The sequence below is a fragment of the Shewanella sp. DC2-4 genome, from assembly GCF_013248875.1.
Classification (GTDB): domain Bacteria; phylum Pseudomonadota; class Gammaproteobacteria; order Enterobacterales; family Shewanellaceae; genus Shewanella; species Shewanella oncorhynchi.
Window position 1 is genome coordinate 474,492 of the sequence record NZ_JABRVR010000002.1, and the last position, 25,708, is coordinate 500,199.

Sequence of the window (25,708 nt, forward strand, 5' to 3'; positions counted from 1 at the left end):
ATAGGGTTTCATCTGTTGTAGATGCCTGCGATACTGCGCCCCTATCGGAACTTTTTGGCTGTTGCAAGCCCCTTAAACTGAATTGTTATCGATAGTCGATCCCCGCTACGAGTCGCTTAATTGTTTTCTTGTTGGAGCACCATGGATAAGTCGTTAGAAAAATCCCTTCTTGTTTGGCTTAAAGCCCAGAAAAAAGCCTGTGGCCTGTTCCTTAAATTGTCGTTATGGCTTGGGATGATAAGCGCCGTCGCTATGGTGGCGCAGGCTTATATTATCGCGACGATTCTGGATGGCGTGATCATAGGGCAAGTTATACCGCTTACTGACAATGCCCAAACGATCAGTTCCAGCGTGAGTATTGATACCTATATTCCTCATTTTATTGCGTTAATTGCCTTGATGTTACTGCGTGCCTTGCTGGCTTATGGGCGTGAGCGCGCCAGTTTTGAGGCGGGTAAGCGTCTACGTGGCCATATTCGCGCGGCAGTGATGGACAAGTTGACTAAGCTAGGTCCAGCATTTATTAAAGGTAAACCCGCAGGGAGTTGGGCCAGCATAGTTTTAGAGCAAGTCGAAGATTTACAAGATTTTTATGCCAGATATCTCCCACAAATCAGCCTTGCAGGTTTTATTCCCGTACTCATTTTAGTGGAGGTATTCCCGATTAACTGGGCGGCAGGCTTAATCCTGTTACTCACAGCGCCATTAATCCCTATGTTTATGATCTTAGTTGGCATGGGCGCTGCCGATGCTAATCGCAAAAACTTCAGTGCGCTTGCAAGATTGAGCGGCCATTTTATGGATAGATTAAAAGGCTTAAGCACGTTGAAACTTTTTCACCGTGGTGATGCCGAGCTTAAGGTGATCGCGAGTGCTTCAGAAGAGTTTCGTAGCCGCACTATGTCTGTGCTACGCATGGCCTTTTTAAGCTCAGCAGTCTTAGAGTTTTTTGCCGCGGTATCGATTGCTGTTTTGGCGGTTTACTTTGGTTTTAGTTACTTAGGTCACTTAGATTTTGGCTACTATGGCGCTCATGCCAATATCAGCTCAAGTACAGCTCCTGACATGGGTGGTATTCCTTTCAGCCTATTTACTGGGCTATTTATTCTGATTTTAGCTCCTGAGTTTTATCAACCGCTGCGCGACATGGGGACTCATTACCATGCTAAGGCGCAGGCTATAGGCGCGGCAGAAGCCTTGATTACCTTGCTCGAACATCCGGAACCTGAGTTTTTCGGCCACGTCCGTATCAATAGCATAGAGACGCTGAGTGCCGACAATCTTGAGGTGTTCAGTGTTGATGGTACGCGTTTACTTGGCCCACTGAGTTTTGAGTTAAAAGAGGGTGAACGCTTAGCTTTAGTTGGTCCGAGCGGAGCGGGTAAAACCAGTTTACTCAACGCCTTATTGGGATTTTTACCCTACAAGGGCCATTTGTTGATTAATGGCCATGAGTTATCCGCATTAGACTTAGCCCATTGGCGACAGCACTTAGCTTGGCTTGGACAGGAACCGCAGTTATTTCACGGCACTGTGCGGGATAACGTTGCCTTAGCCGACCCTACTCTGCCCGACGATATGCTGTGGCACTTACTGGCTGAGGCCAATATCAGTGACTTCGTTAAGGCGCAACCACTGGGTTTAGATGCGCCGGTCGGTGAGCAATCTTCCGGTTTATCCGTCGGCCAAGCTCAACGTATTGCTTTAGCAAGGGCGCTTGGGCAGCAGGCGAGTTTGTTTGTCCTCGATGAACCCACAGCTAGTTTAGATAGCCAGAGTGAGCAGGCGGTGAGTTCTGCGCTGAATCGCGCCATGGCGGGTAAGATGTGCATTATGGTGACCCACAGATTAGATCAGTTAGATCAAATGGATACTATTCTTGTGCTCGATAAAGGCTTGATAGTACAGCGGGGCGACTTTACCACTTTGTCTAACACAAACGGCTTATTCCAAACTTTACTGCGTGAAAATGTTGAGTCCGTGGCTGATATTGAACTTGTACCGTTATCGGCAAGCGCCAGTGAGACGCAGCCTGATAGTGACGCTCCACTCGACATTGCCGCCGAGTCCACTAAAGGAGATGCCCAATGAAAGTGCTGATCCCCTTTATTCGATTGTTCTCGCGTCAATGGTTGATGATGTCCGTGGGCTTGCTGCTGACCATTATTACTTTGATGGCGGGCATAGGTTTACTGTCACTTTCGGGCTGGTTTCTTTCCGCTACTGCTGTTGCAGGTTTGACGATAGTCACGGCGCAGTCCTTTAACTTTTTCACTCCTGCTGGCGGGGTACGTTTCTTATCAATTGCCCGAACCGCTAGTCGTTATGGCGAGCGTTTAGCGACCCATGAGGCAACCTTTAAGTTGTTGACTGAGCTTCGTGTTTGGGCGTGGCGTAAACTCTTGCCGCTAAGTGCTAAAAATCTGCAGGGGCTACGCCGTGGCGACATGCTCAATCGCTTAGTGGCCGATATCGATACCCTCGATCATCTTTACCTGCGACTGCTCACGCCTATGGCGGCATCCCTTCTGATGACGGGGCTCTTGTATCTGTTTCTTGCTTGGTTCGATGCCAAACTTGCTCTCAGTCTTTGCTTATTCTTAGTCGCTGTTTGGCTGGTGATGCCACTGCTATTTTATCGCCTTGGACACGCGCCAAGCCGAACTATGCTCGAAACCAAGCGTCATTATCGGGTGCAGTTGCTGGATATGTTGCAAGGCCAAGCCGAACTCAGTCTATTTGGCGCGAACGACAGATTCAGGCAAAAACTGAATGATGCGCAGACAGAGCTGTTTCGCAGCCAAAGCGCGATGGCCAATATTACTGCACTCAGCCAAGCCATGTTGATCCTCTCCACGGGCTCAGCCTTGATCATGATGCTGTATTTAGCCGCTCAAGGTGTGGGTGATGCCGTGCCGCCGGGGCCCATGTTTGCACTTATGGTGTTTGCGACTATGGCCTGCGTCGAGATGATGATGCCGATCGCGGGCGCGTTTCAGCATTTGTCAGGTTGCGTATTGGCCGCAACGCGAATTAATGAAATCACCGAACAAAAGGCCGATATTCAATTTGCTGTCGATACTGGCTTGAGGGCAAAGTCTGGCGCATTACAGATTGAAGGTATCCACTTTGGTTATCGAGACGATCAAAACGTGCTGCAAGGTTTGTCCCTTGAGATAAAAGCCGGGCAAAAAGTCGCGTTACTTGGGCCAACGGGTTGCGGTAAGTCGAGCTTATTGACGCTGATTACCCGCGAATGGCAAGCGCAGCAAGGGCACATCAAACTCGATGGTCATGCACTTTCAGAGTACAGCGAGCGCGGTCTTAGGGATGCGATTACTGTGATTAGCCAACGCATCTATTTGTTTGCGGGTACATTGCGGGAAAACTTAGTATTAGCGCTACCTGTTATCGAAGGCGAGAAACGCACGGCCCACGACGCACGCTTGATTGATGTGTTACAGCGGGTTGGGCTTGGGGCTTTACTCACGGGTGATAAGCCGCTGGATATGTGGATAGGTGAAGGTGGACGTCAGCTTTCGGGCGGCGAGCAGCGCCGTATTGGTGTTGCTAGGGCGCTGCTGCGTGATGCACCGCTGTTATTGCTAGATGAGCCAACCGAAGGGCTAGATAAACGCACCGAGCGGGAAATTTTAAGTTTACTGTTTGAATTTGCTCAGGATAAAACCTTACTTATGATTAGCCATCGTTTAACTGCTATGGCGAAGATGGATCAAATTCATCTACTCGGTCAGGGGAAGATTATTGCGTCTGGTACTCACCAGAGCTTAATTGAAGACAGTGTGGAGTATCAGGCCTTGTACCAAAGACTCGCTTAAGGTTTTGGATTTAATCTTTTAGAATTAAGACGTTGGCGCTCAATATTATAAATAGCGATATATTTTACTCATTAAAAGCGGATATGAATCTATGAACCCTGCGATGCCAGAAGCATTAGCCCCACAAATTAATGCCCATTTTAATGGTAAGTTTGAGGTCGAGCTTAAATACCGCTTACTGGATCGCTACGCTTTTTTCGTTGCCTTACAAATGAGAAATCCCGAGGTCATGCTCGAAGATAACCTTGAGCATGACTGTTACTTTGATCTGCCATCACAGTCACTTAAAGGTGAGCACAAGAGCTTGTGTATCCGTGAGATGCAGCCATCGGGGATAATGCTGTGGATAGTGAAAGGGCCAGAAAAAGACCGCTGTGAAGCCGTTAATATCACTGAAGCAACAAAAGCAAAAAGTATGCTGCAGACCTTAGGCTATGAGTCTGTACTGGAAATTAAAAAGCGCCGCAGTATCTATTTTCTGGGTGAATTTCATCTAACAATCGATCATATCGAAGGTTTAGGGGATTTTGCTGAACTCGCGATTATGACCAATGATGAAACCCTATTGCCTAAATATGAAGTGCAATTACAACAACTCGCCGCTGACTTAGGCCTAAGTGAAGTGCAGCGAGAGTGGTTATCCTATCGGCAGTTGCAGCAGGCTTTAAATAATAAGTAATGGTTCAATCTTTTGAATTAACAGCTTGAGGCTTAATAGCTTAAAGTTTCATCGCTTAAATTTTATGGTTTACACCGCTAGATTTTGCCTAACCAATCCTTCGCAACAAACCGCTATGGCTAAGTTCAAATCCCTTTGAGCTTCACTGTCCATATCGCATTCACCGTTTGTTTTAACTCGCTATCGACGACTTAAACTTAAGCAGCGTACTTTAATTCGAGTATCACATTTCAATTCAAACCACCTTTACAAATTCAAATTCAAACGGCTTACATACTGATTATTCAGTTTTATTTGCCGTTAGTTACTTGATGCGTTTTAGCCTAAGCGTTGTGAAAAGGCGAGGTAGCGTTTAACTTCCGCTTCAGGGAATTTTAATTCGTCACCATCTTGAACACTTGAGAGTAAATTCTCCCGAGCGAAACGTTTGATGGTCGCTGGTGTTTTATCTAGCATTTTGCACACTTCATCTAAGGTTAATAAGTTATCGCTCATGGCACTCTCCCAGTAATTCAATAGAAACATAACCCAAAGAGTATAGAACAATAATTCCAATCAAGATGACGCCAGCGGCCTAAACCGCCAAGGCTATGATTCTATTTTGTGGTTGCGGGCGGTTTCCCGCACTTGGCTCTCTATTTGGAGATGGCCTTTTGCTGCCGTGATCGCCAGAACGGCACGGGACTTGAACTCGCGGCGATATAAGGTTGCGACCACAAATAAGCTGGCCGAGATAAAAAGTATCGGGTGTACAAACCAGCACAATACCGCCATTGAAAAGTAATAGGCGCGTAAACCATAGTTATAGGAGTGTGCCGCTTGATCTTGCACTGTCGCCATTTGTCTTGCATAGGCTTTGAGATTGTCATTTGAGCCATCGGTGTCCAGAGGACCCGCGCCTATCATCACGTTCACAAAGCCGTATTGGCGCATTGACCAAGTAAACTGGAAGAAGGCCATTACAAAAATGCCAACTAGTAGAGCTAACTTGACTTGCACCAGCGCATGATTCGGTGGCGTAGCGAAGGGAATCGTCGCAATAACACTTTCTAGTCGTTCAACTTGCGCAAATAAGGTCAGTACACCCGCAAGCACAAACAGCGTGGTCGAGGCAAAAAAGGCAATATTGCGTTCTAAGTTGGCCAGTAGTGCCGCATCCCCCACACGCACACCGCGGGTCATCACCTCAAGCATCCAGTAAATTCTATGCTTATGCAGACCACGGGCAATACAGTCTGTATCTCTCGCCTTGCTACGGGCAAAGGCGGTGTAGCCAGCCCAAGAAACGATAAACCACACCAATGCAGAAATATCTAACAACGAAAATGTCATAGCAACCTAATTTTAAAGTCAAAAGTAGAAATCAAAAATCATCAAGTCTAATTAGAGTGTGATTATGAGGGCTTTTATCGACGATGTGCAATCCCCTACAAGTGCTTTAAAATCAAGTCGATTAAAAATTTGAACTCGCTCGCAATAGCCCGATATTAAGGGATAGATATTTCATTCTGAGGGTTGTGAAGAAATCTCTTTGAGAGATAAAAATTAGCCAATAAAAAAGCCAGACTCAGTCTGGCTTTTTTATTGTTATCGCGATGGCTAAAGATGCATCGCGATATTCTAAAGCAAGTTCAGTGTACTTATTCTTCGCTATCACCCAGTGACAGTAACGTGGCATTACCACCTATGGCGGTGATGTTGTTAGTGCGGGTCTTTTCAGTCACAAAACGGGTTAAGTAGTGTGGGCCACCGGCTTTAGGGCCAGTACCTGACAGGCCTTGACCGCCGAAAGGTTGTACGCCCACTACAGCGCCGATTTGGTTACGGTTGATGTAGACGTTACCGACATTCACTTTATCTGCAACTTCGAGGGCATGGCCTTCGTTACGGCTGTGGATGCCTAAGGTTAAGCCAAAGCCTGTGCTGTTGATCTCATCGATCACTTTGCCAAGATCGGCGGCTTTATAACGGATCACGTGCAGGATTGGGCCAAAGTGCTCTTTCTCCAGCACTTTAATTGAATTTATTTCAACCGCAGTGGGCGACACGAAGTGACCGTTCTCAGTGCCAGCAGGCAGCGGCATTTGCTTGATAAGCTTACCGACTTGCTTGATATGATCGATATGCGCATCTAAGTTGGCTTTGGCGGTGGCGTCAATCACTGGGCCTACGTCGGTTTTGATTGAACTTGGGTTGCCAATCACCAATTCATCCATGGCGCCTTGCAGGACTTCGATCACGCGATCGGCGATGTCTTCTTGGAGGAAAAGCACGCGCAGCGCTGAGCAGCGTTGGCCCGCACTGGTGAATGACGATGAAACCACATCGTTAACCACTTGCTCGGGTTGAGATGTTGAGTCCACTACCATGGCATTTTGGCCGCCCGTTTCGGCGATTAATGGAATAATCGCGCCTTCGCGGTTGGCGAGTGTGCGGTTAATCAGTTTTGCTGTGCCAGTTGAACCGGTAAAGCACACGCCACCGATACGTTCATCGGCCGTAATTGCGCTACCCACAGTCGCACCAGTACCGGGTAGGAATTGCAGCACTTCGACAGGAATACCCGCTTGATGAGCGAGTTGCACCGCACGGTAACCAATAATCGAGGTTTGCTCCGCGGGTTTTGCGATGACTGTATTACCCGCCGCTAATGCCGCAGACACTTGACCGAGGAAGATGGCCAATGGGAAGTTCCATGGGCTGATACACACGAATACGCCGCGGCCTTGGAGGAACAGTTCGTTCAGCTCACCCGTTGGGCCTGGAAGCAGTTCAGGTTTTGCCATCATCTTCTTGGCTTGTACTGCGTAGTAACGACAGAAATCAACGGCTTCACGTACTTCGTCGATACCGTCTTGAATGCTCTTGCCCGCTTCACGGGTGCACAGGGCGATCAATTCTTCGCGGTTTTCTTCTAATAAATCGGCTAACTTTTGTAGTGCAGAGGCACGGGTTTCTACTGGCGTACGTGCCCAAGAGGTAAATGCCGCTTCGGCAGATGCGACGGCTGCTTCGATTGCAGCTTTGTCGGCGAAGGCGACTTGACCTACGGTTTGGGTGGTGTCGTATGGGCTAACAATCGTTTTATGTTCGCCAGTTAAGGTTTTACCGTTAACCAGAGGACCCGCTTGCCATTGGGTATTTTTAAACTGTTCTAGTGCCGCGAAAAATGGCTCAGATTCGGAAATGATGTTCATATTGAGTCCCTTGGAATTTTTGCGCTCGCTACCGAAAATATCGGCAGGTAAAACGATTCTGTTGTTAGCCAGGGTTTTGTAACCCGTCAGTGTTGTTAGCGGATGTACCACTAATGACTCGATGGGGGTTTTAGGATCGACCAGTTTGTGGACGAACGAAGTATTTGCGCCATTTTCCAGCAGGCGACGAACTAAGTAGGGCAGTAGATCTTTATGCGCACCGATAGGCGCATAAATACGTACCGCTTTAGCACCGGCTTCAGCCAGAATCGTGTCGTACAGCTCTTGTCCCATGCCGTGTAAGCGTTGGAACTCATGGTTACGATCGCCCGCCATATCGGAAATTGCCGCCACGGTTTGCGCATTGTGGCTAGCAAATTGTGGATAGATAGCACCGCGAGTCGCATCCGATAATAAGTAACGGGCGCAGGCGAGGTAAGAAACGTCAGTACCGGCTTTGCGAGTGTAGAGTGGATAAGCGGCTTCGCCAGCTTGTTGCGCCCACTTAAGTTCGCTATCCCAATAGGCACCTTTTACCAGACGCACTGGGATTTCATCCCCTTGATTTTTTGCTAGACGCGTTAACCAAACCAGTACGGGCAGGGCACGCTTAGAGTAGGCTTGTACGACTATGCCGAGTAATCCCCAGCCTTTAGTTGCTTCAGAATTAAACAGTTTTTGGAACAGTTTTAGTGATAACTCGAGGCGATCGACTTCTTCGGCATCGATAGATATTCCGATATTTAAACCACGTGCCAGCTTAATCAGGCGAATCACTGTGTCGTACAGTTCAGTCAAGACGCGGTCTTCATTGGCCACTTCGTAACGTGGGTGCAATGCCGACAGCTTGATGGAGATTGTTGGCCGCGGTGATTCATTTTCGTTATAGCTTTGAGCACCGAGCTCAGTGATCGCATTGGCGTAATCGGTATAGTATTTCTCGGCATCTTTGCGAGTTAACGCCGCTTCGCCCAGCATGTCGTAGGAATGGGTATAACCTAACTTACGTTTGTCTTCGCTGTTTTTTAGGGCTTCTTTCATGTTGCGGCCCAGCACGAACTGCTTACCCATGATCTTCATTGCTGCCATCATAGCTTGGCGGATCACGGGCTCGCCGAGACGATTGACTAAACGGCTGAGTAGGCTGCTTGGGGTTCCATCGAGTTTTTTATCTAGGCTGACAATTTTACCCGTGAGCATTAGGCCCCAAGTAGATGCGTTAACCAGCACTGAGTCACTCTTGCTCATATGCTCATCCCACTTAGCGCCTGAAAGTTTATCTTCAATTAGCGCATCAGCGGTGGCGGCATCGGGAATACGTAACAGCGCTTCGGCTAAACACATCAGGATAATGCCTTCCTGTGTTTCTAAGCTGTACTGTTGCAGGAAGGCATCAATGCCGACCATTAAGCCTTTTTTCTCGAATTGACGAACCTTATTGACCAGTTCGTGGGCACGACGAGTGACGCGCTCTATGGCTTCATCACTTGAGGGAACTAGTTTGATCAGCTCTGACAAGTATTGTTCTTCATCGACAATGTAGTTGTCGCTGACTGCTTTGAACAGTTCGTCGAGATTGGCAGAATCGTAGCGGCCTGCCAGCACTTCACTCGCTTTGAACATAGTTATCGCTTCCATCTTGGCCGTTATTGGGGCGCTATTGTTGAAACAAATTGGGAGGCGCCAAACGCATTTGATATTTTGTATACAATATGAAGGTTTGCGCGCGCAGATTATACAACCAAAATGTGACGGACAACACTATAGCGTGAAAGATTGTGAAGCTTGTTTGATTAGCTTGTTAATAATACCAATCGTATTAAATATCTGTTCATTCAGCGGGAGTTCAACGCGCTTTAGACAAGGCGAAGGCTTAAAGACATAGTGGTGCTCTGTCGAAAGCCTTGAACGCAGTATAAAGCGCGTTGCCATGTAGTGAACATCAGCCGCCCTTCGGGAGCCTCACAGGCATCCCACTCCCGTGTTGCATTGACTTAAAAGGGAATAACCATTTCTGCGTCAATGCGCCTTGGATTGAGATGCCTGTGAGGCTCTGAACTGATTAGATATTTAAGGTGATTGGTATAAGTCGATGTAACGCTTGATTGACAAAAAAGCCAGTGTTTTCAAACACTGGCTTTTGGAAGGTAAATTAAGACTTTTTGTGTGTCAGACTCACATCCAACGTTTTTTATTGCGACGTTGTGGTCTAGGTAAATACACCAAAATAATGCCTAGGATTAAGCCCATGCCTGCGATTAATCCACCTTGGCGCCAAAGTTCAAAACGTTCGTCTTGAGCTGTGCGATCTACCGCATTTTTCAGTTGATCACGTTCTTGAGTCGTTTTAGCTAGGTTGGTTTCTAACTCGCTTAGTTTAGCCTTTAATTCGAGCAGTTCGCCGGCATGATTATCCGTTGAACTTGATACTTCTGCTAACTTAGCTTTGGCCTGTGCGAGTTCAGTTGTTAACACTGGGACTTGTTCACGGAAACTTTGAGTCGAACTGATCAAGTTGGTTTGTACCCAACCTTCACGGCCTTTATGGTCGATTATTTTGGAGTAATCACCTTGAGTTTCGTTGAGCAGTGTCACAGGTTGACCCGCTTCAATTGATCCAACAATTCGAAACTCAGTACCAGGGCCACCTAAAAGATACAGAAACACGTTATCCGAGATGTAGCGGGATTGGCCTTCGGCCAGCAGGTTGGAAGACAGCAAGATCATTCCTACCAGAGTCAGGAGTCTAAACACTTTTGTATTCTCATCAACGAAATAGTCTGCACATGCTAGGGATTTGAGGCCTGTAATGCAAGAGGGAAGTCATAGACTTCCCTCAACTTTACGGCATCCATGCTATGACCATTCCAATTTAATTCAATCTTTCCTACGACCTTCTAGTCTTAGGCGCTAATACTGCTTAATGTCAGCAACACATTTAGCGAGACTTCTTAATTAAAAATACCTTTAATCATATAGAAGAAGATGATTGATAGGCCAGCACCTGCTGGTAGGGTCACAACCCAAGATACGACGATATTACGTACCACACCAATGTTAATCGCTGCGATACCACGGGCCATACCTACACCTAATACCGCACCCACTAAGGTTTGTGTGGTAGAAATAGGTAAACCAGTGCTAGAAGCAATAACTACAGTTGTTGCCGCGGCTAATTCTGCCGCAAAACCACGACTTGGCGTCAAGTGAGTGATGTTTTTTCCGATAGTTTGCATAACGCGCTGACCAAAAATCGCCAGACCCATCACAATACCTACGGCACCCAAAGGTAAAATCCACCAGACTAGAGGTGATTTCGCTGCAATCTCACCACCGCTATTGACGACTGAAACAACCGCCGCTAATGGACCAATCGCATTTGCTACATCGTTTGAACCATGGGCAAAAGCCATACAACAAGCTGTCAGAACCATCAGGATCGCAAACACTTTTTCAACGTTTTTGAACTGGGTTTGACGATCTGCTTTATCGCTCATTTGTAAGCGTGAAATGGCGATTTTACCTAAGATACCAACTACAGCGGCAACAGCACTTGCGAGTAGGTAAGACTCGGTAACTGAGAAATGCAGACCAACATGGGATAAGCCTTTCATAATCGTCATTAATGACATGATGAAACCAGCAAATGCCATATAGAAAGGTACGAAACGCTTTGCATTACTCAATGGGTCATCAGTGTTAAAAATGAGTTTTTGAGTGCTTTGGAAGAGGATGAATGCCATAAAGCCCGAAATAGCGGGGGTTACGATCCAAGAGCCTACAATCCCGCCCACTTTATCCCATGAGACTGAATCTGCACCAACACCCACGGCGGCGAAACCAATAATCGCACCGACGATGGAGTGAGTCGTTGATACCGGCCAGCCAAGAGCCGATGCGACGACAAGCCAAATACCTGCTGCCAACAATGATCCTATCATGCCGTAAACCAGCAATTCAGGAGTCGCAGTGAAATAGCTAGAATCAATAATACCGCTACGAATAGTATTGGTAACTTCGCCCCCAGCTAAAAATGCACCGGAAAACTCAAAGATCATTGCGATAATAATCGCTTGTTTAATTGTAATTGCGTTTGAACCTACAGAGGTTCCCATCGCATTGGCAACGTCATTCGCCCCAATACCCCATGCCATGAGAAAACCAAATGCAGCCGCAATGGCAATAAGCCACGGGCCATTGGTGACTAAGACGTTAGCCACCTCAATACCTGCATCAACCATATTGATACCTTGATAACCTTAATTTGTTAAACGCGAGCCAGCATAAGCTCAAGACGCGAACCGACGCGTTCGGCAAGATCTGCAAGACCACCGACCCATTCAATCGTTTTGTAGAGGAACATCACATCGACAGGATTCAATTCAGATTCCATAGCAAATAACTGACGGCGTAACTGAATTTGTAGATCGTCAGTATCTTCTTCGATGATATCGAGTTCGTTGATCATTTTTGCCACTAAGTCGACTTCACGGCCACGGAAACCTGTTTCTAACAGATCTTCGAGTTCATTAATGACTTGTTTTGCTAGTGCTACCGCATCGATACAGCGTTGTAGATAAGCAATAAATGGGACTTGCATGACCTGAGGGATTAACAGCTGACGGCCGATAACACGACCGGAAATATCTTTGGCTTTGTTGGCTATCTTGTCTTGTTGAGTTAAAAGTTCCAATAAATCTGTACGTTCTACTGGCATAAATAAACCGCTTGGCAGAGTAAGGCGGATTTCACGCTTCAGTGAATCTGCTTGCTTCTCGGCTAAACTAATTTGCTTACGTAATTGAACTGCACTGTCCCAGTTGCCTGTGATAGTGGCTTCGAAAAAGGGGACGAGTAACGATGCGCAATCGTGTACTTTGTCCATGTGCTCTTGAAGAGGCTTAATTGGCGATTTTGCAAACACGCCCAAAATAGAGTTTACTGGCATTGCCGTTTACCTATTTAGATTGTTCCATTATTGGAAAAAGCGGGCGCATGTTAACCTATGCGTCCGCGTATTGAAACTGTGTTTTTTCAGAAAAAACGACAGGTTTATTCTAACGGGTTATATACCAACTGCAAAACCAAATCCTACGGGATTTTTATGACACATTTGTGACATTATGAACTAAAGATGACGCATCGATGAATATTTGATGACAAAATGAGCGGTTACGCAATGAATGCTGAGATTGAATTAAAACTGTTTTTCCTGCCGATATATCAAGAATCCCTGATAAATAAGTTAGATAGTCTCGATAATGCCGTACCTCAAGGTCAACGTCGTTTGGCGAATGGTTACTTCGACACCCCTGACTTGCAATTACGTCAGTGGGACATGGGATTGCGGGTGCGCGGTTACGATGCGCACCGAGAGCAGACCATAAAAACCGCAGGACAAGTCGTGGGCGGCATTCATTCGCGGCCCGAATACAATGTGACTATCCAATCCGATAGCCCAGCCTTAAGTCTATTTCCTACCAGCATTTGGCCCGCTGATGCTGATTTAGCGGCGACGCAAGCTCAGTTGACTTGTATATTTCACACCGATTTTTATCGTCGCGCTTGGCATGTTCAGATTGATAACAGCTTAGTCGAAGTGGCGTTAGACATAGGTGAAATCACCGCAAATGGTCAGCAAGAAGCCCTGTGTGAGCTCGAGTTTGAACTCCTCAGTGGCGATACTGAGGCGCTACTTAAGCTAGCGATGCAAGTGGCGAGCGTGGTGCCCGTGCGTTTAGGTAAGGCCAGTAAAGCGCAGCGGGGCTATCGATTGGCGGGCAAGGCTAAGCCGCTCGATTTAAAAGCATTGGAATTTCTGCCACTGGCCGAGTCACACGATTCTTCTTCTTCACAGGATTTAAGTGCAAACTGCCAAATCCTGCTTGAAACCGCCCTTGAGCGCTGGCAATTATTAGAGAGCATGATCGCAGAGGAAAGTGACCCTGAAGCCTGTGTGGCACTATGGTGGCGGATGCGCGCCTGTATTCGTTTGCTGCGAATGACCTTAAATCAGTTCGAATTATTGAATGTGACACTGTCTAGCCAATTTATGCTGATTGAAAAGCAGCTCGATTTTATTGAGCAGGCACAGGCGTTGACCGCTTTGCTTGGTAGCCAAAGAGGCTTATTTGCTAAACTTGGCCAACATGCCCAAGTTAAGGCGCGACTTCTGGCGCAACTGACAGAGATTAATCTGACGGAACGCTTACTCTCCCTATGGCAACAGACCGAATATGGTCAATTACAGCTGGCTATTGTTGAACTGTTGCTAAAGATCAGTGCTGGTGAAGTGGACATCACCCATCAGCCTAGCTTACGCCAGCATGCCGATCGTGCTCAGCAAGCTTCTTGGATGGCGATAATTGAGGTCATGCCACTCAATAGCGTCATGACAGCGGCAAATTATCTACAAGTGGCCACAGTGTTGGATGCGAGCATTCTTGTGGGTCATGCCTACGGCAGTTTATATGAGGCGAAATCACGGGACGCATTTCGTGCACCTTGGCAAGATCTCGCGCTTGGGATTAAAACTTTGGCTTGTTATCGCGCCTTACAGGATGCGAGTCGGGAGTTAGATATCAATTTAGCTGAGTGGCTGGAAGACAAGCAGCAGAGTTTGTTGTTTGCTATGGAATCGACACGCCGTAACGCGATGCAACAGCAGGTCTACTGGTAATATTACTTTTTATCGCTGATAAACGGAAAAGGCTCAATCTAATATAGATTGAGCCTTTTCATTAGTCCGTTTTCTCAACAAAGTCAGCTATTTTTTGTTTCGATAGCCTGCTTAAGTTCCGCAATTTGAGCCAGCATTTGCGCTTGATTTTGTTCTATTTTTTGTTGGTTCTCTTCCATTCTCGCTAAGGCTAATTCAAGCTCTGATTTGATTTCGGCTTTATGCGCATCTTGGCGTTCTTGGCGTTCAGATTCATCTGGCGCGACAAATACCGACGCCATATAGCCTGAAATCACCCCAAAAAAACTCACACCGCTGACAATGACCACACCACCTATGATGTGGCCTGCTGTGCTTACAGGATAATAATCGCCGTAGCCGACGGTAGAGATAGTGACTAATGCCCACCAAATCGCTTGCTCAGCGGTCTGGATATTGGCGCCTTCGGTGCCGCTTTCGACGATGAGCATAATGACGGAAGCTAATGTCAGAATCGTCACCATAGCAACCAGTAAACTGGCTAAGGTGGCTTGTTTACGTTGTTTTACCAGTGGGAGCAGCAGTGAGCGACTCATGCGGATCAGGCGTATTACCCGTAGGATTTGAAAAAGCCGTGCCATACGTAGGGCTTCAATCGCCGGAATACTGGCAATAAAATCAATCCAATGGTGTTTAATGAAAAAGCGTTTATCGCGAGCACGGATCAACCCAACAAAGAAGTTGATCATAAAAATCATACAAATACTGGTATCGACAAAGAAGAGTAAGCGGTAGGTTTCGCTATCTAGGCGGCCGAAGGTCATGACAAGTACTATGATCACCGACAGCAAGGACAATAGCATCATCGCCATTTCGAATGGAGAAGGAGTGCCAAGGGTGCGAAGCGACCATGGGGTTTTATCTGTCATGCCAAACATGATCCCTGTTAAGTGCGGCGAATATCACTACTAAAGTAAAAGACTTTAGGCTGTGAGTAAATTGACTGAGTTAATAAAAGGGCTATATATCGATTAATCGCGCCAGCCAATGGTAAGAAGGGTTGGCGCTTGAGATCAGCGTTGCTTTAGGTTTCATCAACAAAGTGGACTAAATCGTCGAGCACACGGCGTTTAATTTCTAGCTGTGAATCGGCACTTAAACCATATTTCTCTGCCAGTTGCACATAGTCATCTGCATTGAGTGACACGGTAAGACGCGGACGCGTTGGCCGTTTCGATACGCTAAGACCTAAAATAGTGCGAATTTGATCAGAAGGGCTAACGCCTGCATCTAACGCGGCTTTACGAATAGAGTATTGAAATTTTTCATCGAGATCGAAGGCAACCTGTGTCGCCTTAGCGGCTTGTTGGTTCTTTAACCATTGCTCGGGCAGAGGGTGTTTGGTTTTACTCATGGCGTATTACCTATTGCTATCAACCGTTTCTAGCGCTTATCTGTGAGATTGTATTGGGATTATTGATAAAGTGCGAGCACGCACTTTATCTTATTTTCGTGTTATTTCGCCGGCCAGTATTCCCGAATATCCGTTAGCGGGCGATATAGGGTCAAGACAACATCGGTATCACCCCCTTCGTAGACTTCCACTTCGACGGCGCAGCTTTCATTGTCATCAAGTAATAAATAGTACTCAAAGGGCTCACCTGTGGCGCCATTGGCATCCTGTGGCGGCTTTTGGCCACGATAATCCTGACGATGGAAATAGCCAAAAGCGGCAAAAGTCACTTGGTGGTATTGTTTTCCAAGCCATTGTTCAAGTTGTTCAGCTAAGTCGGCCGGTAATACTTGCGTAGTTAACTCGGCATGACCCGGTTCCTCGAACAGGGCGCTGAATTGCTCGAGATCGAATAATTGCTCCACTTGGGCGCGGGAAACCTTAATCGAAAAGGCGAGATAGGTTTCGTCGTCTTCTTCAATGCTCAAAAAGAGAGTATCACTACCATGTCCCTTGAGTAACCACTCGGAGTGTTGTTTACGTTCAGACTCGTAAGTATGTACGGCTTCGACTCTTAATTGTTGACCACGGAGTTGTGGTGGCAGGGCAAAACTATCATCGATTGAGATCATGTCGCCGACATCGAGCTGGGACGGGTGATTGAGCTCGCGCTGTGGCGGGGCTTTCTTACCAAAAATACTATTGAAAAATCCCATAGTGACTCCTGCTGACTATGCTCGCGTGCGGCCTCATATTGATTGGCTGCGGATATTCACGGGCAATAGTGGTCATTTTTATTTAATGAGGATGAAACAAAAAATGCCGAGGTCAGTAGGGGGTGATGATCCCACTGAGACTCGGCATTCGGTCAATCATTGCTTAGCTTTTACGTGCTTTGATTCGATCTAGCACTGCATTTGCGTTTGACTTTTGCTCACCAATACCCGCTTCGGCTAGTTTGGCTTGCAACGACTTATCACTGTTTTCATCGGCTAAGGTTTCAGCCGCTTTTAAACGGTCGTCAAATTGTTGCTGACGTGCCTTGATACGTTCTAGTGAATCTTTAGCGTTCAGCAGCTTAGAGTTGCTAGACGCGAACGAGTCAGTAATGGTTGCCGTCGCTTTTTGCACGCTTTCAGTGGTTTTAACCATGCTCAACTGACGTTGATAATCAGACAGTTGGCGTTCGGTTTTCTTCACTAAGTCTTTCAAGCGTGCAGCATGGGCGCTAAAGCTGTCGTTGGCGCTTTGTTGCTCAGACAACTCTTGGTCTAACTGAGCAATCTTTTCAGCAATTTCAATCGCTAAGGCTTCATTACCTTTGTCCAATGCTTGAGTTGCATAACCTTCGTGTTCTGCAATCGAACGTTTCAGACGGTCGATTTCACGGCTGGCTTGCATTTCTTTTGCCATGACATCGGTCAGTTCACGTTTAGCATTGGTTAAATGCTTTTCTGCATCACGGATTTCCTGTTCGAAAATACGGGTTGAGTTTGCGTCAACGATGCTTTGGCCAACTTCGGTGGCACCACCGCGAAACGCTGTTAAAATTTTATTCAGAATGCCCATTTTGTGGCTCCTTATTTCAGATAGTCGACCAATTCATCAATAACTTCTAAACAGTTATCAGATAAAACTGCTAATTCTTGCTCGATTTCGAGCATGCTAGATTGTAGTGATAGCGCACCGTAAACCACGTATTTGTCATCAATTTTTGCAAAAGCTGACAAGGGCATTGGAATGTTGAGCTCTAGCATGGTTTCAAACATTTCACTGCGACGTTCTTGATTTACTTCGTTCTCGCCCCACAGGTAGCTGATGCAAAGTACTTGGTTGTCCGTTACCGATACAAATACCGGGATTTCTTCACGGCCGACCACATTCACTTGCAACACTTCGACTTCACCATCGATTGGATAACAATCAAATTGAAAGCCAGTTTGGCTGTTGTTGCCAAGACTGTTGAGGTGATTGGCAATGGTATGGATATTCATATTTGTCCTTATTGACATATTATGTCTGTGTTCAAAGATAGCACCGAGACATAATATGTCAAGTACTATCTCATCCTATTAAAAAAGATCCAGTCCTTGATTCTCGGACCAATCTTGCAAATGGTAGTGATACAGCTGCAATGAACCCAATTCATTGGGTTTTATGTTGGCGGCATCTTGATAAAAATTGGCTGGAAACTCAAAGGCGCCATCCACTAAACCTAAAGTGAGCCAATCATCTTCGATGGGCAACTCAGTTAACTTCGCTAATCTGTGTTGTGCATCGAGTCCGCCTAAGGTTGCAATACTCCAGCCCCATTCGCCAAAACTGGGCACATTATGATGGTACTGCTTGACGTCAAATCCCGCCAATGCCAAGGTTTTTGCTACCGAAATAAAGGCCTTAGGGGCATGGTAAGGCGATGTTGACTGTACAGTCAGAGCGCCATCACTGCTCATAAGTTCCTTTAATTTACGGTAGAAATAGTCCGAATACAGCTTATTAAGATCGGGATGGCTCGGATCAGGCAAGTCTACGATAATCGCATCGTATTTCACGCCTGTGGCAATTAGTTTATCGACACCATTAAATGCATCGTCGTTGATCACTGTGAGACGGGGATCGTTCAGTGCGTTGTCATTGAGCGCCAACATAGCGCGACTGAGACTATCGGGCATATCTGTATCGGGCGATTTAAATAATTGCACTAGGCCTACATCGAGATCGAGCAGCGTGACTTGTTCTGGTTCCCAGCGCAGTACTTGTTTGAGACCGAGTCCATCACCGCCGCCAATGATCAGCACCTTATTGTGACGGGCACTGGCCGCGAGCGTAGGATGAACGAGAAACGTATGGTAGATGTGCTCGTCTATGCTAGAAAATTGTAAGCGACCATTGATGTATAAAGCATAAACGGGCGGCAGACCGTTACCGCGCAACCGCTCGGTGAAGGTCAGCTGTTGGAAACGTGTCGCCTTGGCGTAAACCACTTTGTCTTTATAGAGCAAATTATTGAATTCTTGCTCCCAGCGTGGGCCGTGGATTGCTAATACGAGTAAGACACCAGTCACGATAAAATGCCCACTCAAAAGCAGTTTAGGGCGGCGGATTTTAGGCCAGAATCGCCAGATAAACACAAAACCTGCCAATAGATTGAAACTGGCGGTTAAGGCGGCGGCGAGTTGGATATCGATGGCGAGCATAAAGCCAACCCAAATGGCGGCACCTATGCCTGCGCCTATGTAATCAGCTCCGTAAATTGTGCCCGCGTTATGCAGTAAATGCTCGTCGGAAAGGGATTGGCGAACCCTAGCAATCAGCGGGATTTCCATACCAATCATCAGGCCCAATAACACACCCCACACATAGGGTAAGTATTCGCTGAGTTTTTGCAGCGAGCCTATCATGCCACCTTCGGGCAGTTGATCTGGCGGTAAACCTAAGGTGTTAGCAATGATCAATGGCAGTTGTTGACCAAAACCAATCACCGCTGCTGTGATTAAAATGGCGAGTGAGCCACAGAGTGCAACTGTGAGTTCTAAGATCACAAAACCGGTAAAGGCATCACGGATCTTACGCGCGGCGAAGGCACCTAGCCCCATGGAGACAATCATTAAGCCTATCATGGTGTAAATGGCGGCTTCTAATGCGCCTAAAATGCGGCCCGCATAGTGGGATAAAAGATATTCGTAGATCAGGCCGCAACCTGCTAATACGGCCATAATGCCCAATAAGAGAACATCGTCGAACCAACCTAGGCGGCTAGGTTTAGCCGCCGAGGGAGTTAAGCTAATTTCTTGCATTCGATTAAGCCATCAGTGCCGTAAGAATAAGAGCGATAGCGATACTGATCGCCATTTCTACTGCGGCGATACCGATATTGTGTTGTCTTTCCACTTCATCGGCTAAATCGATACGGGCCAATACCAGTTTCTTCACGACGAACAGCAGTAAGGAGAGTGCGATCAGCATAATGACTGAGAACACTAACCAACCGATCACGTTAGTCACATAAGCCGTTGGATTATAAATAATAAAGTGACTGGCGGCATTAAAGCTCAGTGCCATAGCAATCATATAACCCGCATGGCGTAGCGCTAACGCTGTATGACCTTGGGCTAAGGCTTGCTGCATAGACGAGTCTTGGTTGCGGCTTGCGAAACGGTTTTCACGCCAGCGCGTGAGTAGCACTAACATCAACTGAGAAATCGCAAAGGCGCTGAAGATGGCAATGAAGGTATCGACCGTTAAATCTTCTGCCCACAGCAAGACGGAGCGAATGATAATGGCGGTAGCAATAGCAACGCTGGCATCGACGATAGCGACGGACACATTACCTTTGATGATTTGCTCGTTCTTATCAAACTCATTTAGCGCTATTTTATCGTGGAGAAAACGGCCGAGTTTAATCAGTACTAAACCGAATAAACCATAGCAGCTCATGCCAATCGCTTCGGTAAGATAAGAGTGTGCCGCAGCGCCTGTGATAGCGCCTGTAAGTACTATGCCTAGGGCGGCAACTGCGCCAGCGGTACTTATGCCAAAGGCAAAGTTATCCCGCTCTGCCAGCTCCTTACTGCTATTGACCTTTACACTCCAACCTTGCAAATAACGCATTAGCGTTAGCAAAATCACGGCTATGGTGAGATCGATAGCCAGAATGATGGCTAGCTCTGGTGTGATACCGAAATCCTGAAATAATGTCATTGGAAATCCTTAGTTACTTGCCCCGGCGCACACTGCGGGTCGTGCGATTGCTGGAATTGCGGAAACTGCTGTCTTTAGCATAGTTAGATCGAAACTTACTGTTCGAACTCTTGCTCGCACTTGTCGTGCTGGCCTTAGGTGCGCTGGTACTTTCACGGGATAACGCCGTGCCACCAGTTCGCGGCTTAGCATAAGGGCTGTCAAAGCGCTTGCCTTGTGAGTCGAAACGTTTTTTCGTTTGTTCGAAAGTCTTATTTTGCGCATCCGCTTGTTTGGGTGAGGTATAGCGATAACGACCTACGTCATTGTAATAGCTATAACCTCGGTTACCCGACCAACGATCGTAGGAAACTGGGCGATTGAAGACATTCGAAAACATCGAATACATGCCATACCAAGCCCAAAACGAAGTGCCGCTTGAGTCGGTTTGCCAGTTGCCGTAAGAGGGATTACCAACTAATTGACTGCCTGGACCAAAATCTTCACCGCCATTGGCTAATGTTGCGGCCTCACGGCTAATCGCATTTACGCGAGCCAGTTTGCCGTCGGACATATCGGCGACCACGTTGACGGGATCAGACAACATATCGTTAAACAGACTGGGATCTGCGGCTTGATAAAGATTTTCTGCTTCGGCCAGCTGTTGATCGAGATCAGCAAAGTTACTCGCCACTTTCGATTCATCTAAACGACGTTTTAGCGAGGTATACATGGGACCTTGGGTACCAGAATCCTTTGCTAATTCATCGAGTAAGGGTGCTAAATCGGGTTTCTGTTGCTTTAGCAGTGTCGTGTATTGTTTTAAGAGATTAGCGTTACGCAACTGGCCGTCATCGATCATCGTCGTGAGCGTAGCGAGACGTTGCTGTGTGAGTTGTTGATACTTCGCGATTTTATCCGGTCTGTCATCGCCACAACCCGTCAGCGATAGCGAAACGGCTAAAAAAAGTATCGATGTGAGAACACGGGTTAGCATTCCTGCCATGTTTTCTCCAAAAGGTAATGAAATAAAACTCAAATACTTGCAGGCAATAATAATCCGCTTGCCCAATATGCCTGCCGCGCAGGTTATAGTACCCTTAAATGCCACAGATAAAAGTGTAAACCTTTATTTGTGTGTTACATCAGGTAGCTGCAAGTCTCGTCGAACATAACATGATGTGGCGTCAATCTATATCATTTACGACATAATATGTCGATAGCTAAATTTGTTAGGGATTATTATGACCATGCAAAAAGACAGTAATAAGTCATTGTCTATTCTTATTAATCAAACCGCTGAACGCAATTGGCTGCGATTAGAGGAAGCATGGTCCGAAGGACTTGCGCAATTAACGCCTGCTCAGCAGCAAGAACTCAAAACGGTTTTGGGACTCAGTGATTATGTGGCGGCTCAACTATGCCGACATCCCGAGTGGATCGCTATGCTGTTTGCAGGCGATTTAAGCCTGATTGATCGTAAAAACTTTGATGTTGATTTACATGAAGAACTTGCTAGCACGACCACTGAGGAGATGGCTAAAACCACCCTGCGACGGTTTCGTAACTATCAAATGGTGCGTTTAGCTTGGCGTGACTTTTTAGACTATGCCAGTTTAGAGGAATCCTTGCTTGATCTGTCGGCGCTCGCCGAAGCGTTAGTGATCTGCGCCCGCGATTGGCTCTATAAAGATATGTGCGCTCAATATGGCACGCCGATGGACAAAGAAGGGAATCCGCAACCGCTACTGATTTTAGGCATGGGCAAGTTAGGCGGCCGCGAGCTTAATTTCTCCTCCGATATCGATTTGATTTTCACGTTTCCTGAGCATGGCGAAACCGTCGGCGGTCGTCGCAGTTTAGATAATCAACAATTCTTTATCCGCATGGGGCAAAGGCTAGTGAACTTGCTCGATCAAGTCACAGTCGATGGTTTCGTGTTCCGCGTGGATATGCGTTTGCGCCCCTACGGTGAAAGTGGCCCCTTGGTGGTGAGTTTTAGTGGTCTTGAGGATTATTACCAAGAACAAGGGCGAGACTGGGAGCGTTATGCCATGGTCAAGGCGCGTGCGCTCGGGCCTTGGAACCATTTCTCCGATGAACTACACAGCCTCCTGAGACCCTTTGTGTATCGCCGTTATATTGACTTTTCGGCAATTGAATCCCTGCGGAAAATGAAGCAACTCATCGCGCAAGAAGTGCGGCGCCGTCATTTGACCGACAATATTAAACTCGGTGCAGGCGGTATTCGTGAGGTCGAGTTCGTGGTGCAAAGTTTTCAATTGATCCGTGGCGGCCGTGAGCCTGCGTTGCGCCAGCAGAGTTTATTCGGTGCTATCGATACGCTCTACAGCTTAGGGCAGTTTGAATATTTGGCGGTGGATGAGCTTAAACACAGTTATTTACTGCTGCGCCGGGTTGAGAATCTGCTGCAAGCCATTGACGATAAACAAACCCAAACCTTACCGAATAATCCACTGGATTGGGCGCGATTGTGCCATGTACTCGATATGGCCAATGAGGTTGATTTACGCACTCATATTGAAGCGGCAATGAGCAAAATCCATCGTCATTTTAAAGCCACTGTGGGTGGCGAAGAAGGCGAAGAAAAGGCAGAGCATTGGACAACGCAGCTGTGGAATATGCAAGACCTTGATGATGGCATCGCGTTGTTGGCCGAACAGCAAATTGATGATGACAAGCTGTGCCCTATGCTCAGCAGCTGGCGCGAAACAGTGACTAAGCGTTCGATTGGTCCGCGCGGGCGAGAAACCTTAGATAAATTAATGCCAAGATTATTGGAAGAATTGATTAATCAACAGAGTCCATCGTCAGCTTTTGAGCCCGTGTCTAAGGTGCTGGAGCAGATTTTAACTCGCACCACTTACCTTGAGCTTTTGTGTGAAAACCCCGGCGCGCGGCAGCAGTTGGTGAGCTTGTGCTGCGCCAGTCCTTGGATTGCCGCGCAGTTGGCTAAATTTCCCATGTTGCTCGATGAGCTTATCGATCCGTCGCAGCTCTATGACACGACCTCCATTGACGATTATCCGAGCGAGCTGCGTCAGTACATGATGCGCGTGCCCGAGGATGATATGGAGCAGCAAATGGAAGCGCTGCGACAATTTAAGCTTTCACAACAACTTAAAATCGCCGCCGCCGATGTCACGGGTGTTTTACCCGTGATGCAAGTGAGCGATCACTTAACTTTTTTAGCCGAAGCTATTATCGAACAAGTGGTGATGCAGGCGTGGCAACAGGTTTCAGTGCGCCATGGCGTGCCAGCATACCTTGAGGGCAGTGACACAGGCTTTGCCGTTGTCGGTTATGGCAAGCTCGGCGGGATTGAATTGGGTTACGGCTCCGATCTCGATTTAGTTTTCTTGTGTGAAAATAAAACAGAAAATGGCCTGACCAATGGTGATCGCCCGATTGAAGTTGGTCATTTTTACCTCAAACTTGCCCAGCGTATTTTGCATTTATTCTCGACTCGCACGACTTCGGGTGAGTTGTATGAAGTAGATATGCGGCTGCGTCCTTCTGGCGCCTCGGGTTTGATGGTCAGTGAGATTGAGCGTTTTGGCGAATACCAAGCTAATGAGGCGTGGACGTGGGAGCATCAAGCCTTAGTGCGCTCGCGTTTTGTTTTTGGCGACAATAGTTTAGCGGTCAAATTTAGCCGTATTCGCGCTTCAGTATTGGAAAAGCCGCGGGATAAAGCTGAGCTGCAAAAAGCGGTGCGTGAGATGCGTCAGAAGATGCGTGATCACTTGCTTAAAGTCAGTGATGGCATGTTTGATTTAAAGCAGAGTCTAGGCGGGATTGCCGATATTGAGTTTATTGCCCAGTACTTAGTGCTGGCTAATGCCAACGAGTATCCAGAGCTAACGATTTGGTCCGACAATGTGCGGATTTTTGGTGTGTTAGCTGAGCTTGAACTTTTGCCAATGATGAGTGCCCAGCATTTAACTCAGACCTATTGCTTACTACGAGATGAAAATCATCGACTTACTCTGCAACAAAAGGCGGGGCAGTTACCAGTGTCAGAGGTAGAAGACCATGCTGAGCGGGTGTTAAACATTTATCGTGCTGTGCTTGAATAGTGCAGTCTTTAAGGGGATTAAGGCTGATACGAATTTCAGCCTTAACACCGCAAGAATACACAATTTAAGCTAGAGTTTAATGAGAGAAGTTAGCTGAGAGTGCCATGCAATTACCTACAATTCCTGAAAACGAGCTGCAACGCTTGGCCACGTTACGCGCACTTAATGTGCTCGATACCGATGCCGAGGAACGTTTCGATCGTATTACTCGGCTTACGCGCAGAATTTTCTCCTTGCCCATCTGTGTTGTGACCTTAGTAGATGCCGATCGGCAATGGTTTAAATCCCGTCAAGGATTGGAGGTGACTGAAACACCTCGGGAAATTTCATTTTGTGGACATGCGATCAATCATGACGGCATTTTCATCGTGAACGACGCCCTCAAAGATCCCCGCTTTAGTGACAATCCTCTGGTGACTGAGCAGCCTCACATTCGCTTTTACGCCGGCTATCCCCTCACCATTCACGAGCAATATCGGGTGGGTACTTTGTGTTTAATCGGTACTGAACCGCGGGATTTTACGGCTGAAGACATTGAAACCTTAACGGATTTAGGACAAATGGTAGAGGCTGAATTACTCTCTATCGCGCAAAATACCTTAGATCCCTTGACGGCTATTTCGAATCGACGTGGTTTTGAATTACTGGCCCATCAGTCACTGGCGAGTTGTCGACGTACCGAATCTGAGGCGGCCTTAGTATTCTTCGATCTCGACTTTTTTAAGGAAGTGAATGACAGCTTTGGTCATCGCAAGGGCGATCAGGTGTTATATGATTTTGCCCATATCTTAATGACTGCTTTTAGGGAGTCGGATGTGATCGCAAGGCTTGGCGGCGATGAGTTTGTGGTGCTGCTAAGTTTTGTGCATAGAGATACAGTCAATCGGGTCATCGAGCGTTTTAAGCAGTTACTTGAGCAGTATAATCAACAGCATCCTAAGCAACATAGATTGGCGACCAGCATAGGTATCGCCCATTGGACACCAAATTCAGATATGAGCTTAGAGGATCTGTTAGATTCCGCTGATAAAGCCATGTATCAGGATAAAGCCACACATCACAGTGATGCATCTTAAATTGTTTACGCTTATGCCAATGAAAA

General features: G+C 46.9%; 20 protein-coding genes. 6 read left to right on the plus strand and 14 right to left on the minus strand.

Annotated elements, in window-relative coordinates:
* Positions 1–141: 141 nt before the first annotated feature.
* The 3 genes from cydD (at position 142) to cyaB (ending at position 4,518) form a co-directional block, all read left to right on the plus strand.
* Complete coding sequence (cydD, locus tag HQQ92_RS02740; protein ID WP_173242916.1) at positions 142–2,091, plus strand: cysteine/glutathione ABC transporter permease/ATP-binding protein CydD; 1,950 nt, start codon at positions 142–144, stop codon at positions 2,089–2,091.
* On the plus strand, positions 2,088–3,839 hold the full coding sequence (gene cydC / locus HQQ92_RS02745; protein WP_173242920.1) for a cysteine/glutathione ABC transporter ATP-binding protein/permease CydC: 1,752 nt from the start codon (positions 2,088–2,090) through the stop codon (positions 3,837–3,839). Before cydD ends, cydC begins: the two co-directional genes overlap by 4 nt.
* Before the next feature lie 91 nt (positions 3,840–3,930).
* Entirely contained in the window at positions 3,931–4,518 is a 588-nt protein-coding gene (cyaB, locus tag HQQ92_RS02750; protein ID WP_173242923.1) for a class IV adenylate cyclase, read from the plus strand.
* Between the two features lie 318 nt (positions 4,519–4,836).
* Here the strand turns inward: cyaB and HQQ92_RS02755 are convergent, their stop codons facing one another.
* From HQQ92_RS02755 to HQQ92_RS02780, 6 genes are all read right to left on the minus strand, one after another.
* Positions 4,837–5,013 (minus strand): helix-turn-helix domain-containing protein, encoded by a 177-nt coding sequence (locus tag HQQ92_RS02755; RefSeq protein WP_006082937.1) that lies wholly within the window; start codon positions 5,011–5,013, stop codon positions 4,837–4,839.
* Between the two features lie 93 nt (positions 5,014–5,106).
* Entirely contained in the window at positions 5,107–5,850 is a 744-nt protein-coding gene (locus tag HQQ92_RS02760) for a DUF599 domain-containing protein (RefSeq protein ID WP_131524297.1), read from the minus strand.
* Positions 5,851–6,158: 308 nt separating this feature from the next.
* A complete protein-coding gene (gene putA / locus HQQ92_RS02765) occupies positions 6,159–9,353 on the minus strand; it encodes a bifunctional proline dehydrogenase/L-glutamate gamma-semialdehyde dehydrogenase PutA (protein ID WP_173242926.1) in 3,195 nt (1,064 codons plus the stop codon).
* Positions 9,354–9,890: 537 nt separating this feature from the next.
* On the minus strand, positions 9,891–10,442 hold the full coding sequence (locus HQQ92_RS02770) for a TIGR04211 family SH3 domain-containing protein (protein ID WP_173248552.1): 552 nt from the start codon (positions 10,440–10,442) through the stop codon (positions 9,891–9,893).
* A gap of 224 nt (positions 10,443–10,666) precedes the next feature.
* Entirely contained in the window at positions 10,667–11,956 is a 1,290-nt protein-coding gene (locus HQQ92_RS02775; protein WP_028761838.1) for an inorganic phosphate transporter, read from the minus strand.
* Between the two features lie 26 nt (positions 11,957–11,982).
* A complete protein-coding gene (locus HQQ92_RS02780; protein ID WP_105251552.1) occupies positions 11,983–12,663 on the minus strand; it encodes a TIGR00153 family protein in 681 nt (226 codons plus the stop codon).
* Between the two features lie 231 nt (positions 12,664–12,894).
* On the opposite strand from HQQ92_RS02780, the gene HQQ92_RS02785 reads away from it, so the two are divergent.
* Positions 12,895–14,394: an inorganic triphosphatase gene (locus HQQ92_RS02785; protein ID WP_173242929.1), complete on the plus strand. Its 1,500-nt coding sequence runs from the start codon at positions 12,895–12,897 to the stop codon at positions 14,392–14,394.
* 83 nt (positions 14,395–14,477) lie between these two features.
* On the opposite strand, the gene HQQ92_RS02790 is transcribed toward HQQ92_RS02785, so the two are convergent.
* The 8 genes from HQQ92_RS02790 to HQQ92_RS02825 all read right to left on the minus strand — a co-directional run bounded on the left by HQQ92_RS02790 (position 14,478) and on the right by HQQ92_RS02825 (position 21,512).
* Complete coding sequence (locus HQQ92_RS02790; protein ID WP_105253058.1) at positions 14,478–15,302, minus strand: ion transporter; 825 nt, start codon at positions 15,300–15,302, stop codon at positions 14,478–14,480.
* Between the two features lie 155 nt (positions 15,303–15,457).
* Complete coding sequence (locus HQQ92_RS02795; RefSeq protein ID WP_028761837.1) at positions 15,458–15,787, minus strand: hypothetical protein; 330 nt, start codon at positions 15,785–15,787, stop codon at positions 15,458–15,460.
* Between the two features lie 101 nt (positions 15,788–15,888).
* Positions 15,889–16,542, minus strand: a complete 654-nt coding sequence (locus HQQ92_RS02800) for a hypothetical protein (protein ID WP_173242934.1) — start codon at positions 16,540–16,542, stop codon at positions 15,889–15,891.
* Positions 16,543–16,705: 163 nt separating this feature from the next.
* Positions 16,706–17,395, minus strand: a complete 690-nt coding sequence (locus HQQ92_RS02805; protein WP_028761835.1) for a PspA/IM30 family protein — start codon at positions 17,393–17,395, stop codon at positions 16,706–16,708.
* Positions 17,396–17,406: 11 nt separating this feature from the next.
* Entirely contained in the window at positions 17,407–17,820 is a 414-nt protein-coding gene (locus HQQ92_RS02810) for a YjfI family protein (protein WP_105251554.1), read from the minus strand.
* Between the two features lie 78 nt (positions 17,821–17,898).
* Complete coding sequence (locus HQQ92_RS02815; protein WP_173242937.1) at positions 17,899–19,623, minus strand: polyamine aminopropyltransferase; 1,725 nt, start codon at positions 19,621–19,623, stop codon at positions 17,899–17,901.
* A gap of 4 nt (positions 19,624–19,627) precedes the next feature.
* Complete coding sequence (locus tag HQQ92_RS02820) at positions 19,628–20,527, minus strand: DUF350 domain-containing protein (RefSeq protein ID WP_113939026.1); 900 nt, start codon at positions 20,525–20,527, stop codon at positions 19,628–19,630.
* 13 nt (positions 20,528–20,540) lie between these two features.
* Positions 20,541–21,512: a hypothetical protein gene (locus tag HQQ92_RS02825; protein ID WP_105251557.1), complete on the minus strand. Its 972-nt coding sequence runs from the start codon at positions 21,510–21,512 to the stop codon at positions 20,541–20,543.
* 238 nt (positions 21,513–21,750) lie between these two features.
* On the opposite strand from HQQ92_RS02825, the gene glnE reads away from it, so the two are divergent.
* Both glnE and HQQ92_RS02835 read left to right on the plus strand, forming a co-directional pair.
* Positions 21,751–24,606: a bifunctional [glutamate--ammonia ligase]-adenylyl-L-tyrosine phosphorylase/[glutamate--ammonia-ligase] adenylyltransferase gene (gene glnE / locus HQQ92_RS02830; RefSeq protein WP_173242941.1), complete on the plus strand. Its 2,856-nt coding sequence runs from the start codon at positions 21,751–21,753 to the stop codon at positions 24,604–24,606.
* A 104-nt stretch (positions 24,607–24,710) separates the two neighbouring features.
* The gene (locus HQQ92_RS02835) at positions 24,711–25,682 is read left to right on the plus strand and encodes a diguanylate cyclase (RefSeq protein ID WP_173242944.1); all 972 of its coding nucleotides are present in this window, start codon (positions 24,711–24,713) and stop codon (positions 25,680–25,682) included.
* Positions 25,683–25,708 lie beyond the last annotated feature (26 nt).

Excerpts from the sequence above, each read along its gene's own strand:
- cydD (WP_173242916.1), top strand. The coding sequence starts at position 142 with ATGGATAAGTCGTTAGAAAAATCCCTTCTTGTTTGGCTTAAAGCCCAG.
- cydC (WP_173242920.1), top strand. The coding sequence starts at position 2,088 with ATGAAAGTGCTGATCCCCTTTATTCGATTGTTCTCGCGTCAATGGTTG.
- cyaB (WP_173242923.1), top strand. The coding sequence starts at position 3,931 with ATGAACCCTGCGATGCCAGAAGCATTAGCCCCACAAATTAATGCCCAT.
- HQQ92_RS02755 (WP_006082937.1), bottom strand. The coding sequence starts at position 5,013 with ATGAGCGATAACTTATTAACCTTAGATGAAGTGTGCAAAATGCTAGAT.
- HQQ92_RS02760 (WP_131524297.1), bottom strand. The coding sequence starts at position 5,850 with ATGACATTTTCGTTGTTAGATATTTCTGCATTGGTGTGGTTTATCGTT.
- putA (WP_173242926.1), bottom strand. The coding sequence starts at position 9,353 with ATGGAAGCGATAACTATGTTCAAAGCGAGTGAAGTGCTGGCAGGCCGC.
- HQQ92_RS02770 (WP_173248552.1), bottom strand. The coding sequence starts at position 10,442 with ATGATCTTGCTGTCTTCCAACCTGCTGGCCGAAGGCCAATCCCGCTAC.
- HQQ92_RS02775 (WP_028761838.1), bottom strand. The coding sequence starts at position 11,956 with ATGGTTGATGCAGGTATTGAGGTGGCTAACGTCTTAGTCACCAATGGC.
- HQQ92_RS02780 (WP_105251552.1), bottom strand. The coding sequence starts at position 12,663 with ATGCCAGTAAACTCTATTTTGGGCGTGTTTGCAAAATCGCCAATTAAG.
- HQQ92_RS02785 (WP_173242929.1), top strand. The coding sequence starts at position 12,895 with ATGAATGCTGAGATTGAATTAAAACTGTTTTTCCTGCCGATATATCAA.
- HQQ92_RS02790 (WP_105253058.1), bottom strand. The coding sequence starts at position 15,302 with ATGACAGATAAAACCCCATGGTCGCTTCGCACCCTTGGCACTCCTTCT.
- HQQ92_RS02795 (WP_028761837.1), bottom strand. The coding sequence starts at position 15,787 with ATGAGTAAAACCAAACACCCTCTGCCCGAGCAATGGTTAAAGAACCAA.
- HQQ92_RS02800 (WP_173242934.1), bottom strand. The coding sequence starts at position 16,542 with ATGGGATTTTTCAATAGTATTTTTGGTAAGAAAGCCCCGCCACAGCGC.
- HQQ92_RS02805 (WP_028761835.1), bottom strand. The coding sequence starts at position 17,395 with ATGGGCATTCTGAATAAAATTTTAACAGCGTTTCGCGGTGGTGCCACC.
- HQQ92_RS02810 (WP_105251554.1), bottom strand. The coding sequence starts at position 17,820 with ATGAATATCCATACCATTGCCAATCACCTCAACAGTCTTGGCAACAAC.
- HQQ92_RS02815 (WP_173242937.1), bottom strand. The coding sequence starts at position 19,623 with ATGCAAGAAATTAGCTTAACTCCCTCGGCGGCTAAACCTAGCCGCCTA.
- HQQ92_RS02820 (WP_113939026.1), bottom strand. The coding sequence starts at position 20,527 with ATGACATTATTTCAGGATTTCGGTATCACACCAGAGCTAGCCATCATT.
- HQQ92_RS02825 (WP_105251557.1), bottom strand. The coding sequence starts at position 21,512 with ATGGCAGGAATGCTAACCCGTGTTCTCACATCGATACTTTTTTTAGCC.
- glnE (WP_173242941.1), top strand. The coding sequence starts at position 21,751 with ATGACCATGCAAAAAGACAGTAATAAGTCATTGTCTATTCTTATTAAT.
- HQQ92_RS02835 (WP_173242944.1), top strand. The coding sequence starts at position 24,711 with ATGCAATTACCTACAATTCCTGAAAACGAGCTGCAACGCTTGGCCACG.